The following is a 17935-nucleotide window of genomic DNA, read 5'->3' as shown; positions in this document are numbered from 1 at the left end:
GATCAGATATGGAGGACAGTCGGACGGCTGCGGCGCAGGTAGCGCGCGGCGAGCATCCTTGTGAAGAAAACGGCTGTAAAATAGGATACGAATATCCCGATCAACAACACCACGGCAAAGCCCTTGACCGGGCCCGAGCCGAGCAGCAGCATGACCACGCCCGAGATGAAGTGGACGGTGTTCGCCTCGAAGATCGTGCGGCTCGCTTCCTTATAGCCGAGTTCCACAGCCTGCATCGGGTTGCGCCCGCGCCGCTGTTCCTCGCGGATGCGCTCGTTGATCAGGACGTTCGCATCCACCGCGGTGCCGATGGTCAGCACGAAACCGGCGATGCCCGGCAGGGTGAGTGTCGCGCTGAGGAACGCCATCACGGCAAGGATGATGAACACGTTCACGATGACCGCAAGGTTCGCGTAGACGCCGAAGCGGCCGTAGGTGACGAGCATGAAGACGATGACCGCGAGCGTTGCAATGGCCGAGGCAATCACACCCGCGCGGATCGAATCCGCCCCCAGCTGCGGCCCGACGGTGCGTTCCTCGATCACTTTCAATGGCACCGGCAATTTGCCCGAGCGCAGCTGGATCGCCATGAAATTGGCAGATTCTACCGTGTAGTTGCCCGTAATCTGCGCCGAGCCGCCCAGAATCGGAGTCTCGATGCGGGGCGCTGACAAAACACTGCCGTCGAGGATCATTGCAAACGGCTTGCCGACGTTCTCCTGCGTGACGCGCGCGAATTTCCGCGATCCCTGGCTGTTGAACTTGATGTTCACCACCGGCGCGTTGTTCTCCGGGTTAAAACCCTGCGTCGCATCCGACAGCTCATCGCCGTTGATGATCACACGCCTTTTGACCGCGATAACGCCTCCTGCACTTTCCGGATAAGGCAGTATCTGGCTTCCCGGAGGCGAATTGCCCTTGGCGATTTCGGCGGGGTCGGCGGTCAGGTCGACCAGCTTGAACTCGAGCTTGGCGGTCTTGCCGAGCAGTGATTTCAGCGCCTGCGGATCCTGCAAGCCTGGCACCTGCACGATGATGCGGTCAGATCCCTGACGAATGATCGTCGGTTCGCGCGTGCCCAGCTCGTCGATGCGGCGGCGCACGACTTCGGTTGCAACCTGCATCGCGCTTTCGACCGCCGCGCTCAGGCCAGCCTGCGTCGGCGTCATCGTAACGCGCGTCGAATCGACGACACGCACATCGAAATCGCGCTGACCGGTGACGCCCACGGGGCTGGTCAGCGTGCGAACTTTCTCGACCGCCGCATCGACCTGCGTCGGGTTACGCACGAAGAAACTCAGCGCGCCGTCCGACGTCGAAATATCGCCGATCTCGATTTCGGGCGTCGCGCGCCGCAATTCGGTGCGGGCCGCATCTTCCATCAGGTCGAGCCGCTGCTTGGCGACGTCGCCGGTTTCCGCCTCGAGCAACAAATGGCTGCCACCCGAAAGGTCGAGGCCCAGATTGATACGCGGCGCGCTGCCGATGCCCAGCTGCTTCGCGGTTGCTTCAGGCATGAGACTGGGAATCGCGAGCAACACGCCCACGATCAGGATCAGCGTGATCGACCAGACTTTCCAGCGCGGGAAATCGAGCATCTCAGTCGTTCGCTGCCTTGCCCGGCGTGTTGGTCACAACATCCGCCAGCGTCGCCTTGACCGCTTTCACGCGGACATTCGGCGCGATCTCGACTTCGACCGTGTCGGCATCGACCTTGGTCACCTTCCCCATCAATCCGCCACCGGTGACGACCTGATCGCCCTTCTTCACCGCTTCCAGCTTGGCCCGCTGATCCTTGGCGCGCTGTTGCTGCGGGCGAAAGATCAGGAACCAGAATACGACGAAGATGAGCAACAGCGGCATCATCTGGACGAAGAAGGCCGACATGCCGTCAGGCGCAGCAGCACCGGCGGCTTGGGCATAGGCGGGGGATGTGAACATCGGTGTAAATTAAGCCTGTAATCGGGGAAGGCGCGCGACTAACAGAGGGGGCAGCCCCGCGCAACCGGACGTTAACCCAGCGCGCAAAGGGGTCGGGGTCGGAATGGAGTTGAGACCGTGTTATTGGTCATGGGGTATTTGAGGGTCCGCAACGCCGACATCGCGCGGCTGCATTTGCCCATCGAAAGACAGGTAGCCGCCGTCCGCGAATTCCATGGTTGCGAGCATTACAGCATCGGCCGTGACGTGCTCGAACCCGATCTGCTTCGCGTGGCCGAACGCTGGCGCACCCGTGCGGCACAGGCGGCGCACATGGTCGGCGATCATATGGTCGAATTCAACATCGGCATGCGCGCGGCAAGCGTCGTCGCGACAGCGATCGAAAGCTATGAAAGTGGCATCGTGCGGCGTTTGCTGCAAATTCCCGCGACCAGCTTTCGCCCCGAATATGAGGACAGGAACACGGTTGTGGTCCTGGGCGACGTCCGCTGCGCCAGCGGCGAGATCGACCGGATGCAGGAAGCGATAGACACCCAGGTAAGGGCGACGCGCGCCGAGGACGGCTGCGAACTCTACGCTTTTTCGCGCGATGTGCTCGACCCCGAGGTGCTGCACATCGCCGAAAAATGGCGCGACCACGCGGCGCTGACCGCGCATTTCGCCACGCCGCACATGGCGGTGTTCAATGCCGAGCTTGGGGCGGCAAAGGTCGTGAGCATGAGCGTCAAGGCCTATGATGCGGAGGGGGAACGCGTGCTGGTGGAGCGGTAAGGTTGTAGCTTAATAGCGAGAACCCACGGTGCGGTTTGCGCCGTGTTGAAGGCAATATGGAGCGATGCCGATGCGGTCCCTGGTTCAATTCCGTCAAAATGGCACGCGGGGCGTTGCTGCCCTAGACGACAGCGGCGACGCATGGCGGGTCGCCGGTTCCAGAACGACACTGGAACTGGCCCAAGAGGCATTATCTCAACGCGCGACGCTTGGCGAGATCGCCATGGCACGCCGATCCAACGCGATCGATTTGACCGAGGTCGAGCTGCTGTGTGCCATCGACCATGACGACACGGCACATCTTCTCGTGACCGGGACTGGCCTGACCCACCTCGGATCCGCCGAAGGACGCGACAAGATGCACAGGGCCGCAGAAGCGGGCGGCGCGACCGACTCGATGCGCATGTTTCTCGAAGGCCTGGAGGGCGGAAAGCCTGCACGAGGCCAAATCGGCCAGCAGCCCGAATGGTTCTACAAGGGCGATGGCTCGATCCTGGTCGCGCCGAACGCGGCGCTCACGATGCCCGGCTTTGCCAATGACGGCGGAGAAGAACCGGAGATTGCGGGTATCTATGTAATTGATGCCGACGGACGACCGTGCCGTTTGGGATTCGCCTTGGGCAACGAATTTTCGGATCATATGACCGAGCGTCACAACTACCTTTGGCTCGCGCATTCCAAACTGCGACAGGCGGCCCTCGGGCCCGAACTTCTGCTTGGAGAGTTGCCGTCGGACGTGCGCGGCATCTCGCGCATCTTGCGCGACGGCACCGTGCTTTGGGAGCGGCCCTTCCTGACCGGCGAAAGCAATATGTCGCACAGCATCGCCAATCTTGAACATCACCACTTCAAGAATCCGGTGTTTCGCCGACCCGGCGACGTTCACGTTCATTTCTTCGGCACGGCGACGCTCTCATTCGCCGACGGGATCGCGCCACAGGCAGGCGACATCTTCGAGATCGAGGCGGACGCCTTCAGCTTTGCCGTGCGCAACCCTCTGGCCCGCCAGCCCGCCGACGCGATCGTAACAATTTCTGCGCTTTGACTGGGCATAGCCCTCGTCCAAGCCTCCAATCGTCACCAGCAATCCCTTTCCGGTCCCCCGTACCCCTCGCAAAGTGCGTAGCGCCCGGTATAGGCTGTCCCAACCCTATGCACGTGAATGGCGACCGCGAGCGCTCAAGCCGCACGGGCCTGCCAACGTTCGCGCTTGCGGTAGAGCGTCGAGGCACTGACCCCCAATTCACGCGCCGCGATCGTCAGGCTGCCATCGGCACGCGCGACCGCACGTTCAATCGCCAGCCGTTCGATATTGTCGAGTGTCTGCGGCGCATCATCGACAACGGCGGGCAGCGTGGCCCCTTCGGGTCGGGCGCGTGGAAAAGCGGGGCGCAGGTCGGCCGCGTCGATCGGGCTTCCGCTTGACAGGATGACGGCGCGGCGCACCGCATTCTGCAACTCGCGAACATTGCCGGGCCAGTCATGCTGGCGCAGATAGGTACGCGCCGCCTCGCTGAAACCGGTGCGCGCGCGCTGCTCTTCCTTCGCAAACCGCTCAGCAAAGGCTTCGGCGATTAGCAGCACGTCGGTGCCACGTTCGCGCAGCGGCGGCAGGTGCAGCGGCATCACTGCGAGCCGATAGAACAAGTCTTCGCGGAACCGCCCCTCCAGAATTTCGACGACGGGATCGCGGTTAGTTGCGCAGACGACGCGCACGTCGACCTTTTCCGCTGTGCTGCTGCCGACGCGCTGGATCATGCCTGTTTGCAGGAAGCGCAGCAGCTTGACCTGGAGTTTGATGTCGAGTTCGCAGATTTCGTCGAGGAAAAGCGTACCGCCGTCGGCCATCCGTGCCGCGCCGATACGATTCTCGGTCGCGCCGGTGAACGCGCCCTTGGCGTGGCCGAAGATTTCCGATTCGAGCAAATTTTCAGGAATCGCCCCGCAATTTATTGCGACAAAGGGCCTGGCTCGGCGATCGCTCGCATTGTGCAGCGCTTCAGCGGCGACTTCCTTGCCCGTCCCGCTCTCGCCGGTGATGAAGACCGTCGCCGATGACCGCGCTATGCCGTCGATCACCTTATAGACCGATTGCATCGGGATCGAGCTGCCAATGAAACCCTGAAACCCCTTGCGATCGTTCGCCCGTCGGCCCGAGCGGGTATTGCGGCGCTGGACCGCTTCGGCGACCGCGTGGGCACAGACCTCGACCAGCCTGTCCCGCGTCACCGGCTTCACCAGGAAATCATGGGCGCCGCGCCGCATCGCATCGACCGCATTCTCGACCGCGCCCTTGCCGTCGATCGCGATCACGCTTGCCTGATCGCCCGCCTGCACGACAGAAGCGAGTAATGAGAGAGCGTCGCCGCCCACCGTCGTCAGCGCAATCAGGATAGCATCCCAGCCCTTGTCGAGCAGCGCCACCGCCTGTGCGCTCGACGGCGTTCGATGAACATCGAAGCGGGCCCGCTCAAGCGCCGCCACCATTTCGGCCGCATCGGCCGCACAATCGTCGATAATTAGGATCCGTCCCTTGCCCGTCATGTCCTGCCCCGCACTTTGGTTACGGGTGTGTTGACTATTTGCATTTTGCAAAGCGAGCCTTGCGCTTGCGTCCGTTCCGACTGCGATCTGCCATGGAATTGTGCCGATATGGAGGTTTCGCCGGGCAGAACGCAAAGGCCGGCCTGAATTGGCACGAAGCTTGAACCGGAGGTTCCAGGACTGGCTTGGGGACTGCAAAATGCGAATTTCACGAACAGCGACGCTGGCCGCATTGGCTTCGCTCGGCGGTTGTACCACAGGGCGTCTCCCGGAGAACCGCCCAGCAAGCGCGTGGCAAGCGCCGCAGGGACCGACTGCACTTTGCTCTCCTGCCCAGCCCATGCCGGCCCCCGCAGCAAATGGCCTGCCGAGCGGTGCACGGCTCGCACCCGGTGACCGCCTCCGGATCGAGCTGCTGGGAGATGCGGATCGCGTGACGGGCAATTATGTCATCGCCGCCGACGGGCAGGTTACGCTTCCGGGGCTTGGTCCCGTCGCCGTCGTGGGACTCGCCCCGGAAGCGGCGCAACATCGGCTCTCCGACGCCTTGCTGGCGGCAGGACAGGTCCGGGCGCTGCGCAACGCTGTTGCACTGCGCCTTGTCGAGGCGACCGCGATCAAGCTGCCCGTCGCGGGTGCGGTCTTCGCCAGCGGCATCGTCGCGGTCGGTGAGCGCAGCGAGGTGCAGCGTATGGGCTTGCGCGATGCCAATGGCGACATGAACGGCGGTCGTACGCTGACGGCGGCGCTGCGTGCGGCGGGTGGGGTACGCCCCGACGCCGATTTGCGCCGGATACACCTCGAACGTGGCACCATGGTCTATACCATCGATGTTTCGGGCGCTCTCGACGGCGCACCGGTCGACGATGTCGAGCTGGCGGCTGGCGACCGGATCACCGTGCCGTCACGCGGCTGTTTCGATGCGGCACTCGTCCGCCCTTCTTCGGTCACGCTAGGCGGCGTGCGCATTTATATGTCGAACCTGTCACGCCCGGCCAACAACAACGCCGGCGGCGCTGTCGACGCGCAGAGTACGAGCCTGCCCTATGGCACCCGGCTGCTTCAGGGTCTCGCCAGCATGAATTGCGTCGGCGGTTCGGCGATGAACGCCGGGCGGCGCGCGGTGCTGATCTCGCGCAATCCGCTCAACGGCCAGAGCATTGTCGTCGAACGGCGCGTCGAGGAACTGGTACGCAGCGCCGATCGAGACGCGCTCGACCCCTATCTGATGCCCAACGATGCCATCGCCTGCTACGACAGCCGCTGGATGAACTTCGCCGATGCGGTCGGCTTCGTGGGCAGTACAGCCGGCGCCATTACACCCGCAATCGTGCTGAGCCGGGCCGCGCGATGAAGCACGAGCCGCTTTCGCCGCCCGCGCCACCTGCGCCCGATACGACTCGGCGGCTGGTACGCGGTTGGCGGCTGGTTCGCGACGGGCTGCCCTCGTTTGGCCGCTACCGCCGCTATGCGCTTACGCTCGGCCCCTCGCTCGCCGTAATCTGGGCGCTCGCCGCACTCTATGTTGTCGCGACACCGCCGCGCTACACCAGCCGGATGACGTTTATCCTGCCCGGAACCGGCGTCGGCGGATCGATCAACGTCGAAACGATCGGGCAGGCGACGACGACGACCGCCTCGCCGTTCAGCGGATCGACGCTCAGCCCGACCGAAAGCTACAAGCGCCTGCTTGCCGCCGACGTCACGCTGCGCGCGGCGGCCCGGCTTGCGGGCGACGATCCGTTCGCTTTCCCCAAGCCGGTCGTCACCCTCACCGATCAGACCAATCTGATCGAGGTCACCTTAAGCGGGCATACCGCTGCCAAGGCGCATGCCCGCGCCGAAGCACTGCGCCGCGCGTTCCTTGCCGGGCTCGATGCACTCCGCCAGGACGAGGCGGCGACGCGCGAGGCCAATGACCGCCGCCAGATCGCCGCGCTCCAGGGCAAAGCCCGCGACGCGCAGCAGCGTGTGCTTGCCTTTCAGGGGCGCACCGGCCTCGTCTCGCTCGACCAGTTCAACAGCCGCATCTCCGCGCTCGACACGCTGCGCGACCGAGAGCGCGTCGCGCGTACGACGCAGCGCGCCCAAGCGGCGACCACGAGCCAACTGTCCGGCGCTCTCCAGATCGGTCCGGCCGAGGCGCGGCGCGCAATGATCCTGAAAGCCGATCCACTCTTCCGCTCACTGCTCGATCGTTATGCCGAGGTGGCGACGACGGCGACCGACAAGGGGTCGGTGCTCGGCCCGCAGCACGCGACGGTCGAAGAGCTCGACGCACGCAAGTCGGGCGTGCGCGATGCGCTCATCGCGCGCGGCCGTGCGCTGACCGGTCTCGACGGGCGCACGCTGATGACGTTCGCCGATCTGTCAGTCAGCGACGGCCGCGAGCGGCTGTTCGAGGCGCTTGTGTCGCGTCTTGGCGACAGCGCGGGCGCGCGCGCCGCCACCGCCGAGATCCGCGCGCAGATCGGCCAGCAGAATGCCGAGACGACTGCACTCGCCGGCACCGCCGCGCAACTCGCCGACCTCGTCCGCGAACAGCGTGTCGCCGAAGCCGTTTTTTCGTCGGCGCTGGCGCGGCTCGACACCAACAAAGCCGATCCGTTCGCGTCATACCCGCTCGTCCAAACGCTCGAGGCGCCGTCGCTGCCGATCAAGCCGTCCTCGCCCTCGTTGCTCCTCGCGCTCGCCGGCGCGATCGGCGCATCGGTCCTCCTCATCGTCGGATTCCTGCTGCTATGGCTTCGCCAACCGATCATCCAGCGTCTCTTGCCGAACGCCTGATCGCGGGCACGATCGCCGCGACCTGGGTCTTGTGGCTGATCGGCGGGCTTTACTTTGCCGGGCCGCTGCTCGGGTGGACGCTCGGGGCAATGGCATGCGCGCGGCTTTACCTCGGTCACGCGCGCCCGCCCGGCGCGCTCGTCATGCTATGGCTCGGCGGGATGGCAGTGATGCTCGTCGCCCTGCTCGTCGGCCACATCGAAAACGATCTCGGCGCGGCGCAGACGCTCAAATCGGTTGCGGGCTGGGCCAAGGGCTGGGCACTGCTCGCGCTGTTCCCGCTCGCGGGGGCGGTACTGCCGATCCGTAGCAGCGTCATCGTGCGCGCAACCTGCCGCCTCGGCGCGCAGTCGCTCGCGCTGATTCCGATCTTTGCGGTCGCGCCCTATGTCGGCCTGCCCAAAACGCTCTGGGTCTCGCCCCTGGTCGTGCTCGGGGGTTCGGGCCCCGAATATTTCTCGACAATTCTGTACACCTTTGAGCCGGGAACGAGCGCGCCCCGTTGGCAGTTTTTCGCGCCCTGGTCCCCCGCGATCGGGTTCGTCGCGGCCATCTCCGCGCTGATCGCGGGCGAAGAGCGGCACCGCGGGTGGCGGGCGATCGGCATTGCCGCCGCACTTGCCATGGCGCTGATGTCGCAATCGCGGCTGGCCCTCGTCGCGATCGTGCTCGCCTGGCCGACGGCCTGGCTGGTCGCGCGCTTCGCCCGTCCTTCGACCTGGTTCGCGGCAGCGCCGGGCGCGCTGCTCGCCGGGTTCTTTGCTCAAAGCCTTCTCGCGCTCGCCCAACAGGCTACGAGCGATTTCAACGGCGCAAGGGCGGCCTCAAGCCGAGTGCGCGCGACGCTGGGCCGGATCGCGGTCGAGAGGTGGCGCAACGAAGCGCCATGGTTTGGCCATGGCATTGTCGAACGCGGACCTCATCTTGTCGAATATATGCCGATCGGCAGCCATCACAGCTGGTTCGGCCTGTTGTTCGTCAAGGGGCTGGTGGGTGTGCTCGCACTCGCCGTGCCGCTGTTCGGATCGCTGATCCTGACGGCCGTAGAGGCCGGCCGGTTGCACGAAGCACGGCGGGCGCTCGCGTTGCTGTTTGTGCTGTTGCTTTATTCCTTCGGAGAAAACCTCGAAGTACTCGGCTATCTGATCTGGCCGGGGCTCATCCTGATCGGCACAGCGGCGCGCAGCGATGCCAAGCGGGGCACGGCGCGTTCGTAAAGCGCGAGCCACTGCGCGACACGGTCTGCGGCGGCGGTGGCAAGGCTCGCGCGCCCCGCCTCCCCCATGCGGCGCAGCGGCAGCGTGGGCAGCAGGGCGAGCGTACGGGCCAGAGTGGCGGGATCGCTGCAGTCGACGACGAGGCCCGCCTGTCCGATGTGCGCCGCGAGCGCAGGCCCATCTGCGACGACGATCGGACGCGCCGCCGCCTTTGCCTCCTCGGCGACCTGGCCGAACGTCTCCCAGCGTGACGGGATGACCACCGCGTCGCACCCACCGAGGAATCCCGGCACGTCCTCGACTCTCCCGGCGAACGTGACATGCGACAACCCTTCGGCGGCAGCACGCAGCGCCGCATCCTCAGGCCCGAAGCCGCCGAGCACGAGCCGGAAGCGGTCGGGCGGCAGGCGACGCATGGCTGCGATCAGCACGTCGAACCGCTTGATCGGATCAAACCGGCCGTAGGCCGCGAGCACGAGCGGCCCGGCGGTTGCGTGCGCGACCGGGGCTACGGCATCGAGCCCGGAGACGCTTCCCCAGGGGTTGATCACATGGGTACGCGCTGCGACCGAGGGCACGGCGGCGCGCATCCAGCCGGCCTGGGCGTCCGACACGCAGACGACTTCATCGAACGGCGCCAGCGCCAGCGCAAGCATCGTCCGGAAGCGTGTGCGGTTCGGCACCTGCGCGGCTTCGAAACAGCCGATGTAACTGTGCTCGACATGAACGAGCCGCGCGCGCGGATGGCGCAGCTTGAGCGACCACAAAAAGGGGATCATTGCCCAGCACGGCGCAAAATGAGTGACAATGAGGTCGGCAGGATAGCGGGGCGACAGCCGTCGGCGCGGTTCGACCCGGATCGTCTCGATCGTGCCGATTCTGGCGAATTCGGGACGGTCGAACATGCGCAGGCCGCGCATCACCCCGCCGAAATTGGTGTCGTCGATCAGATGGGTGACGCGGATCGAAGTCATGCTGCAGCCCCCAGATAAAGTGTGCCGAGCGCGCGGAACGCGGGCGCTGGCATGTAGCGCAAAGCAAAGGCAGCGAGCGCGGTAATTGCGGTCTTGACCGGCTCGGCGATCAGGATCGCCGGATCGCGCATGAGCGCCTGGCGTACGAGCGCGGCAGCAAAGGGGCCATCGCCCAGCTGGACCGCGCGGCGGGCGAGATAACGGAGCTGGTACGCGGCCGCCCGGTTGCCGTGCCGCGCGACAAGGTCAGGCGCATAGCCCGCCAGCTTGTCGACCGCGCGCTGCCAGCTTTCGAACTGGCGAACGATGTTCGCCGACAGGCCGCCCCTGACGATGCGATAATCGGTCAGGAGGCCGGCGATCCCCTCGAAACGGCAGCCATGTCCTGCCGCCATACGCAGCCACAGCTCGATATCCTCCGACTGCCGGAAGCTTTCGTCGAACCAGCAGCGCCGTTCCGGCGTGTCGGGGTGCGCGAACGCGACCCGGTGGAGCGCGGTCCGCCGCAGCACCGCCGCCGATCCGTTGCCGACCGGATTGCGCGTCAGGAAATGCGCCGCTGTGACGTCGGCAAGGCGGGGCCGCATTGCGACACGGAGCGGCCGTCCTGCCGCATCGATCATTCGCGATCCCGCATAGCTAACGTCAACCGTGCGATCCGCCTCGAGATGGATAACGTGGAGCATCAATTTGTCCGGATGCCAGCGGTCATCGCCGTCGAGGAGCGCAATGTATCGCCCACGCGCCTCCGCGATTCCGGTGTTGCGTGCGCCCGCCAAGCCCCGGTTTGCCTGCGAAACGACGCGGATCCGCGGATCGCCGAACGCCCGGCAGAGTGCAACGCTTTCGTCGTCACCGCCATCGTCGACGATGATAAGCTCGAAATCGTCATAGCGCTGAGCGAGCACGGAGGCGACGGCCTCGCCCACAAATGCCGCAACATGGTAGACCGGCATCACCACCGAAACCATTGGCGCGTTCGTCATCGGCTTATCCTTCAGGCAAAAAGGCGCGCGCGCAGCGCGGCGGGGAGGAGGGGACTGGCAAGCGCAGCGACAAAGGTCAGCAGGCCACGCGCGGGGGAATCGAAATATGCAGTGCCGTGTGCGCGCAGGCCCGACCAGGCGTAGCCGAGCGCGACCGTTCCTGGCGCCCCGCTCCTCAGCGTGCGGCGCGCGAGATAGCGGCAGAACACCGCCTGCGCGCCCGCGTATTCGCGCCCGCCATAGCGCGCGGCCAGCGCCATCCAACCTCGGTGCATCGCGGCAAGATCGACCGAAAGCCCGTCCTCGCTGTTGCGATAGCCGACGAGGATTTGATCGATCCCCTCGATCCGATGGCCGTGCGTAACGGCACGCAATTGCCATTCCTGATCCTCGGCATGGCGCATTTCGGAGTCGAATCCCCCGATGACTGCAAAGGCCGCGCGATCGACGACGAGGTTCGAGGTCGTGCAAACCGGATTTTCGCCCAGTAGCGCCGCCACGGTCAGCCCCCCCTCCGGCACAGTCGAATGCGAGCGCGCATCGAGCGTGCGCGCAGTGCCGTCGACGAACGCCACGCGCGCGAAGCTCGCCGCAAGGTCGAGTTGCCCGGCGTGGAAGGCGGCGTGCGTCGAGAGCTTGTCTTCATGCCACAGGTCGTCGGCGTCGAGGAAGGCGAGCAATTGCCCCGCCGCCATGTCCGCGCCGAGGTTACGCGCGGCCGAAACGCCGCCATTGCCCTTGGAAATCACTCGACAGCGGATATCGTCGCCGATGGCTGCGCGCGCGGCGGCGACGGTCGCGTCAGTCGAGCCGTCGTCGATGACGATCAACTCCAAATCGTGGAAGCTTTGCGCGCGAACAGTGGCGATCGACGCGCCGATTGTCCGCGCCGCATTATAGGCCGGGATGATCACCGAGAAGCGCGGACCGCTCATACCGCCGCCTCCGCCGGTACCGGACGGCGCGGCCAGGCGAGTATCAAGGCCGCCGGCACAACGACAAGCGCGAGGCCCGCGACATAGCCCATCGCCGCACCATCAAGGCCATGTCCACTGCCCAGCCACAGCCCGCCGATCGCCGCCGCCGCGCTGGCAAGGCTGATCGCGGCGTCAAGCCCGGTCCGCCGTGACGCGCGCAGCGCCGCCGTCATCGCCGCGCCCGCGACCAGCGGAAGCGCGCCGAGACCAAGCAGCGAAACCAGCGGTGCCGCCTCCGCCCAATGAGCGCCGAAAAGGATCGGCACGTAGAATGGTGCGAGCAGCACCTGGGCGAGGATGACGGGCAGCATCGCCGCGAGTCCGAACGCCATACCTCGTCGCGTACGCCGCGCGATTTCGTCGGGACCGCGCGCCGCGCACAAATGCGGGAAAAGAACGATCGTGAATGCCGACACGAACGAGGCCGTAATGCCGAGCCCGGCCCCGAACGCGAAGTAGAAGAGGCCGAGAGCTTTGATGCCGAGCGTTGCGCCCACGACCAGATTGCCAAGTTGCGCGCGGGCGGCGGCCCCCAGCTCGCTGCCGAGGACGCCCGCGCCATAGCGCATAAAGCTGGCGAGGGGTGCCGGTTCGATCCCCGTGGGACAGCGCCACGGCCGCGCCCGCCGGGTCAGGATCGTCCAGAGCGGCGCGGTCATCAGCTTGGGCAGCACAATCGCCCAGGCACTCGGCCACAAGGCGGCGAGCAGCATCGTCAGGATATGGTCGCAGATCGTCTGCGCGGTCGCGTTGCGCGCAGTGACTGCAAGCCGCCCGTCGCGCATCAGGAGGAAGACCTGAACGAGTCCGGGTGGCATGATCAGATAAACAAGCGCGAGCACCGCGAGCATCGCGGCGGGCACCGGCAGGGCAAAGCCTGCCCACAGCACGCCTGCCACCGACAACTGGACGCCGGCGACCGCCGCACACCAAAACCAGAACAATTGGGCCGCACGGACGCAGACTGCGTCGAGCTCGGCATCCGCTGCCGCGATAATACGCTGGCCGATCCCCGCATTGGCGAGCACGCGCACCAGCTCGAACAGCGAGAGCGCGAGCGCCGCTGTGCCGAGTTCGACCGCATCGACATGGCGCGCGATGACTACGATCGCGACGATGCGCACCGCCCGCGTCGCGATCTCGCCGCCACCATAGGCGGCGAGACCGCGCGCGAGCACGGCCAGATCAGGGGAACGCCGCGCGAAATCGGCGTATGGGCGGGTGAGGAGCGCGATCATCACGAGCTCCTATCCAAATTCCGTGCCAAGCCTGTCGCACGGGGCATCCATCCGGCGCCGCTCTTGCATTTTGCAAAAACGGCTGCGTTTGGCATGCGCAATGCAATCGCGGACTGCAACGCTCCCGGTCGGTTAACCATCGAGGCGCGCCGAACGCCTCAAATCCGCATTTCTGGCACGTCCCCTGAACTGGCACCCGCGTCAATCGTCACAGGGACTTGTTGCTCCATGACCGCTTTCACCATGCCTTCGCCCGTCAGTTTCGCCCCGCGCATCGCGCGGCCTGCCGCCACCCTCTTCGGCCTGAAGCTTGCCGCGCGAACGCGCGCCGACGTGGCCGACGATCTTGTGCTGCGCGCGCTGATCGGCACACCTACCGTCGTCAGTTTCGTCAACGCGCATTGCGTCAATATCGCCGCGCGCGATCCGCGTTACCGGCGCGCCCTCAAGAAATCGGACATGCTGCTGCCCGACGGGATCGGGATACGGATCGCCGCCGGGCTTGCGGGCGTCCGCCTTGGCGAGAACCTCAACGGCACCGACCTGTTTCCCGAGCTATGCGCGCGCGCCACTGATACCGGCGTGCCGATTTTCCTGCTTGGTGGCCAGCCCGGCGTTGCCCACGCGGCGGGCTCGGCGATGCGGGCGCGCTTCCCGGACCTCAAGGTCGCCGGAGCGATGCACGGCTTTTACGCGCCCGAGGCGGAGGAAGCGGTGCTCGATGCGATCAACGCGTCCGGCGCGAAGATCGTTCTCGTCGGCTTTGGCGTGCCCAGGCAGGAGCGCTGGATCGCGCACTTCGCCGATGCACTCGCGGCACCCGTTGTCATGGGCGTCGGGGGGCTGTTCGACTATTATGCCGGGCGCATTCCTCGCGCACCGCTGGCGCTGCGCCAGACGGGTCTCGAATGGGTATGGCGGCTGGCGCAGGAACCGCGCCGGATGGCACGGCGCTACCTCGCCGGCAACGGGGTGTTCCTCGCCCGTGCTTGCGCCCATGCCCTTGCCGTGCGCGACCTTGCCGGGCTGGGCCGCCGGATGATCAAGCGCGGGCTCGACGTTGCGGCAGGCACAGCAGCGCTGGTCATCCTCGCACCGCTGCTCACGGCGGTCGCCGTCGCGATCCGCCTCGAGGACGGCGGCCCCGTTCTTTTCCGGCAAACGCGGATCGGGCGTGACGGCAAGCCCTTTTTGATGCTCAAGTTCCGCTCGATGGCGGTCGATGCCGAGGCGCGGCTCGAAGCACTGCGCGCCCAGTCGGAGCGCGACGCGACCTGTTTCAAAATGCGTCACGACCCGCGTATCACGCGCGTCGGACGTTTCATTCGTCGCTTCTCGATCGATGAATTGCCGCAATTGTTGAATGTGGTCGGTGGCTCGATGGCGCTGGTCGGCCCGCGCCCGGCACTGCCCAAGGAGGTTATCAGTTATCACGACCGTGTCTGGCCGCGGCTGGCGGGCAAGCCCGGAATTACCTGCACATGGCAAGTCTCGGGCCGTGCTGAAATCCCTTTCGAGGAACAGGTGGCGATGGACATAGCTTATCTCGACAAGCCCTCGCTGCGGCAGGACCTTGCGCTGCTCGCGCGCACAATTCCCGCCGTAGTTGGCGGGAGAGGCGCTTATTGAGGCACGGGCAGGGGCACGGTTCGTCCAAAAAAACGAGGATCGTCACGTGCATTCCTTGGCGCTGCCAGCACCTTTGCCGTCCATATGACAAAAACGACGACAGCAACGATCAGGGCTTACAGGCTATGAGCGAACGGCTGCAATCTCGACAAAGCCCTGAACAAGCCTGCCTCACGCACGAATGCACAATGTGCGGATATTCCCAGGGATCGCTCGCAGACACGAAACGGTAACAAGTTAACGTGGGTCGCCGTGAGACGTTTATATCTCACAAATCAATACCTTAAGAAATCTTTGCTATCTTGGTCGGGACGACAGGATTCGAACCTGCGACCCCCACACCCCCAGTGTGATGCGCTACCAGGCTGCGCTACGTCCCGACCGAGGCGCGGCGTTTAGGCAAGCACGCAAGGATTGGCAACAGCGAGTCTCGTCTTCATCGTGGCAATGCCACGCCGTCCGTCCTCGCCCGCGCGAGGCCGTCGGAGGCCTCGCGGTGCGCCCAATTTTAGTTTCGCCAAAATTATTGCGCCTTGCCTCTTTCCTACACCTAACCGTTCTGGTTATGTTCCGAACGACTCGGCAAAGCAGAAGGTTAGTTGCCATGGATATCGACGAGCTCATCGACGCCGTCATCGGTCGCGAGGGCGGCTTTAGCGACCACCCCGCCGACCGCGGCGGCGCGACACGCTGGGGGATTACCGAGGCGGTTGCCCGCGCACATGGCTATCACGGCGAGATGCGCGTCTTTCCCCGCGACGAGGCGGTCGCGATCTATCGCCGCATTTATTGGGTGCGCCCCGGCTTCGACCGCATTGCTGACGCGGCCCCCGATGTCGCGGCGGAATTGTTCGACACCGGCGTCAACATGGGACCGGCAGTCGCGGTGTCGTTCCTGCAGCGCGCGCTCAACGCACTCAATCGCGGCGCGGCGGACTACCCCGACATCGTGCCGGGTCCGCGCATCGACGATGCAACCCAGGCGGCTCTCACTGCCTTCCTCGCGCGCCGTAAACCGCACGGCGAAAGCGTGCTGATGAAGGCGCTCGAGGCATTGCAGGGCGAACGCTACCTCGACCTCGCCGAACGCCGACCCGCCAATGAGGCGTTTCTGTACGGCTGGCTGGCCAATCGCCTCGGCTGACGCCCCCTCCCGAACGGGGCGCCGCGCCGTTTTAAGTGTGACCTTTGTGACCTTTGGAGAAAAGACATGCCCATCATCGAATCGCTGTTCGCCCCGATTGCGGGCCTGATCGACAAGATCATTCCCGATCCCCGCGCCCGCGATGCGGCCAAGCTCGAACTGCTCAAGATGCAGGGGTCGCAGGACATGGAAACGCTCCGCACGCAGTTGTCCGCCATCGTGGCCGAGGCCGAAAGCCCCGACCCCTGGACGAGCCGCGCGCGCCCCTCGTTCCTCTATGTCATGTACGCGATGATCCTGTGGGCGATCCCGATGGGCCTGATCGCGGCGGTCCAGCCGAAAATGGCAACGAACGTCGCGGCGGGCATGACTGCCTACCTCGCCGCAATCCCCGAATCGATGTGGGCGCTCTTCGGTACCGGCTATCTGGGCTACACAGCGGCGCGGAGCTGGGGTAAGGCCCGGGGGTTCGAGAAATAAGGGGGTCGCGCCCTGCTGGAACGGACCCGGCCCCGATTCTCGTCAAGAGGGGAAAGATCATGAGCGATTTAGGACCGGGACCGGCGGGCAACAGCCTTATCGGGCGGGTGAAGAACATCCTGCTGACGCCGAAGACCGAATGGCCGCGCATCGACGCCGAGCCGTCGACGATTGCCGATATCTACAAAAGCCATGTCATTCCGCTCGCGGCCATCGGCCCGGTTGCCTCGCTGATCGGCGGGCAAATGTTCGGGCATGGCGCGTTCGGCATCGTCTATCGCCCGACATTGCTCAGCAGCATCGTGACGGCGCTCGTCGGCTACGCGCTGACTCTGGTCATGGTCTATGTCATGGCCCTGGTGATCGAGGCGCTCGCGCCGCAGTTCGGCGGCACCAAGAACCGGCTCTCTGCGTTCAAGGTCGCGGCCTATGGCGCAACGGCGAGCTGGGTTGCGGGTATCTTCGGGTTGATGCCGATGCTGGGTCTGCTCGGCATCATCGGCGGACTTTACTCGCTCTACCTGATCTATCTCGGGCTGCCGGTGCTGATGAAGGCACCCGAGGACAAGGCGGTCGGCTATACGGCGGTGGTCGTGCTGTGCCTGGTCGTCGCCTCGCTCGCGGTCGGCCTGATCACCGCGCCCGTTGCGCTGCTGTTCGGCGGCGGCGGGCTGGTGTCGAGTGCGGGCACGGTATCGGGTACGGTCAACATGCCGGGCGGAGGATCGCTCGACATGGGCAAGCTCGACGAAGCGACCAAGAAAATGGAAGCGGCGGCCGAACGCATGAAGTCGGGCCAGGCCGCGCCCGCTATCGCGCCCGATGTGCTGCAAGGCTTGCTCCCGGCGACACTCAACGGCTTGGCGCGCACCTCGATCGAAAGCCAGTCGGGCGGCGCGGCAGGGATTGCCGGGTCGAATGCCGAGGCGCGCTACGGATCGGGCGACAGCGAGATCAAGCTGTCGGTGACCGACATGGGCGCCATGGGCGGCCTTGCCGCGCTTGGCGGGGCGCTCAACGTCCAGTCGTCGAAACAGGAAGGCACCAGCTACGAAAAGGTCGGCAAGGTCGACGGGCGGATGACGACCGAAAAGTTCGACACCGCCGACAAGCGCGGCAGCTACGGCACCATCGTCGGCGACCGGGTAATGGTCCAGGCCGAAGGACACGCAGCGTCCATCGATGTGCTGAAAGCGGCGGTCGCGGGGGTCGATCTGGCGAAAGTCGAAGGGCTGGCGAGAGAATAG

16 protein-coding genes and 1 tRNA gene are annotated in these 17935 nt (G+C 65.4%); 9 read left to right on the top strand and 8 right to left on the bottom strand.

Translation table 11 applies throughout. The annotated features are described in order from the left end of the window. Window positions 1-2 precede the first annotated feature (2 nt). Window positions 3-1598 carry a protein translocase subunit SecD gene (gene secD, locus M0209_RS00940; RefSeq protein WP_258886304.1) on the bottom strand — a complete coding sequence of 532 codons (1596 nt, stop codon included), beginning with the start codon at window positions 1596-1598 and terminating at the stop codon, window positions 3-5. 1 nt (window position 1599) lies between these two features. Beyond that, window positions 1600-1941: a preprotein translocase subunit YajC gene (gene yajC / locus M0209_RS00935; RefSeq protein WP_258886303.1), complete on the bottom strand. Its 342-nt coding sequence runs from the start codon at window positions 1939-1941 to the stop codon at window positions 1600-1602. A 129-nt stretch (window positions 1942-2070) separates the two neighbouring features. Between yajC and M0209_RS00930 the strand changes: the two genes are divergently transcribed. After that, a complete protein-coding gene (locus M0209_RS00930; RefSeq protein WP_258886302.1) occupies window positions 2071-2712 on the top strand; it encodes a putative quinol monooxygenase in 642 nt (213 codons plus the stop codon). Window positions 2713-2776: 64 nt separating this feature from the next. After that, on the top strand, window positions 2777-3757 hold the full coding sequence (gene araD1, locus M0209_RS00925; RefSeq protein ID WP_258886301.1) for an AraD1 family protein: 981 nt from the start codon (window positions 2777-2779) through the stop codon (window positions 3755-3757). Window positions 3758-3891: 134 nt separating this feature from the next. Here araD1 and M0209_RS00920 read toward each other — a convergent pair whose 3' ends face one another. Continuing rightward, on the bottom strand, window positions 3892-5256 hold the full coding sequence (locus tag M0209_RS00920; protein ID WP_258886300.1) for a sigma-54 dependent transcriptional regulator: 1365 nt from the start codon (window positions 5254-5256) through the stop codon (window positions 3892-3894). Window positions 5257-5596: 340 nt separating this feature from the next. Between M0209_RS00920 and M0209_RS00915 the strand changes: the two genes are divergently transcribed. From M0209_RS00915 to M0209_RS00905, 3 genes are read left to right on the top strand one after another with little or no spacing between them, the layout of a single operon-like run. Then, entirely contained in the window at window positions 5597-6610 is a 1014-nt protein-coding gene (locus M0209_RS00915; protein ID WP_258886299.1) for a polysaccharide biosynthesis/export family protein, read from the top strand. Beyond that, window positions 6607-8043 carry a hypothetical protein gene (locus M0209_RS00910; RefSeq protein WP_258886298.1) on the top strand — a complete coding sequence of 479 codons (1437 nt, stop codon included), beginning with the start codon at window positions 6607-6609 and terminating at the stop codon, window positions 8041-8043. Before M0209_RS00915 ends, M0209_RS00910 begins: the two co-directional genes overlap by 4 nt. Continuing rightward, complete coding sequence (locus tag M0209_RS00905; RefSeq protein WP_258886297.1) at window positions 7998-9260, top strand: O-antigen ligase domain-containing protein; 1263 nt, start codon at window positions 7998-8000, stop codon at window positions 9258-9260. The genes M0209_RS00910 and M0209_RS00905 overlap by 46 nt, the downstream gene beginning before the upstream one ends. Here M0209_RS00905 and M0209_RS00900 read toward each other — a convergent pair. Genes M0209_RS00900 through M0209_RS00885 form a run of 4 tightly spaced genes read right to left on the bottom strand, consistent with a single transcriptional unit; the run spans window position 9182 to window position 13435 of the window. Then, window positions 9182-10234, bottom strand: a complete 1053-nt coding sequence (locus M0209_RS00900; protein ID WP_258886296.1) for a glycosyltransferase family 4 protein — start codon at window positions 10232-10234, stop codon at window positions 9182-9184. The two genes, M0209_RS00905 and M0209_RS00900, sit on opposite strands and share 79 nt — an antisense overlap. Beyond that, window positions 10231-11220: a glycosyltransferase gene (locus tag M0209_RS00895; protein ID WP_258886295.1), complete on the bottom strand. Its 990-nt coding sequence runs from the start codon at window positions 11218-11220 to the stop codon at window positions 10231-10233. Before M0209_RS00895 ends, M0209_RS00900 begins: the two co-directional genes overlap by 4 nt. 11 nt (window positions 11221-11231) lie before the next feature. Then, window positions 11232-12155 carry a glycosyltransferase family A protein gene (locus tag M0209_RS00890; RefSeq protein ID WP_258886294.1) on the bottom strand — a complete coding sequence of 308 codons (924 nt, stop codon included), beginning with the start codon at window positions 12153-12155 and terminating at the stop codon, window positions 11232-11234. Beyond that, the gene (locus M0209_RS00885; RefSeq protein ID WP_258886293.1) at window positions 12152-13435 is read right to left on the bottom strand and encodes an oligosaccharide flippase family protein; all 1284 of its coding nucleotides are present in this window, start codon (window positions 13433-13435) and stop codon (window positions 12152-12154) included. The genes M0209_RS00890 and M0209_RS00885 overlap by 4 nt, the downstream gene beginning before the upstream one ends. A 228-nt stretch (window positions 13436-13663) precedes the next feature. Between M0209_RS00885 and M0209_RS00880 the strand changes: the two genes are divergently transcribed. Beyond that, on the top strand, window positions 13664-15064 hold the full coding sequence (locus M0209_RS00880; RefSeq protein WP_258886292.1) for a WecB/TagA/CpsF family glycosyltransferase: 1401 nt from the start codon (window positions 13664-13666) through the stop codon (window positions 15062-15064). Window positions 15065-15367: 303 nt separating this feature from the next. Here the strand turns inward: M0209_RS00880 and M0209_RS00875 are convergent. Next, a tRNA-Pro gene (locus M0209_RS00875) sits at window positions 15368-15444 on the bottom strand. A gap of 224 nt (window positions 15445-15668) precedes the next feature. Between M0209_RS00875 and M0209_RS00870 the strand changes: the two genes are divergently transcribed. The 3 genes from M0209_RS00870 (at window position 15669) to M0209_RS00860 (ending at window position 17935) form a co-directional block, all read left to right on the top strand. After that, window positions 15669-16208, top strand: coding sequence for a glycoside hydrolase family 108 protein (locus M0209_RS00870; RefSeq protein WP_258886291.1), 540 nt, complete (start codon window positions 15669-15671; stop codon window positions 16206-16208). Between the two features lie 66 nt (window positions 16209-16274). Then, window positions 16275-16688 (top strand): holin family protein, encoded by a 414-nt coding sequence (locus M0209_RS00865; protein WP_258886290.1) that lies wholly within the window; start codon window positions 16275-16277, stop codon window positions 16686-16688. A gap of 59 nt (window positions 16689-16747) precedes the next feature. Continuing rightward, on the top strand, window positions 16748-17935 hold the full coding sequence (locus M0209_RS00860) for a Yip1 family protein (RefSeq protein WP_258886289.1): 1188 nt from the start codon (window positions 16748-16750) through the stop codon (window positions 17933-17935).

The sequence above is a fragment of the Sphingomonas sp. SUN039 genome, assembly GCF_024758725.1.
In the GTDB taxonomy this organism is placed as follows: domain Bacteria; phylum Pseudomonadota; class Alphaproteobacteria; order Sphingomonadales; family Sphingomonadaceae; genus Sphingomonas_O.
Note: the sequence above shows the minus strand (reverse complement) of the source record. Positions and strands in the feature narration are given on the sequence as shown.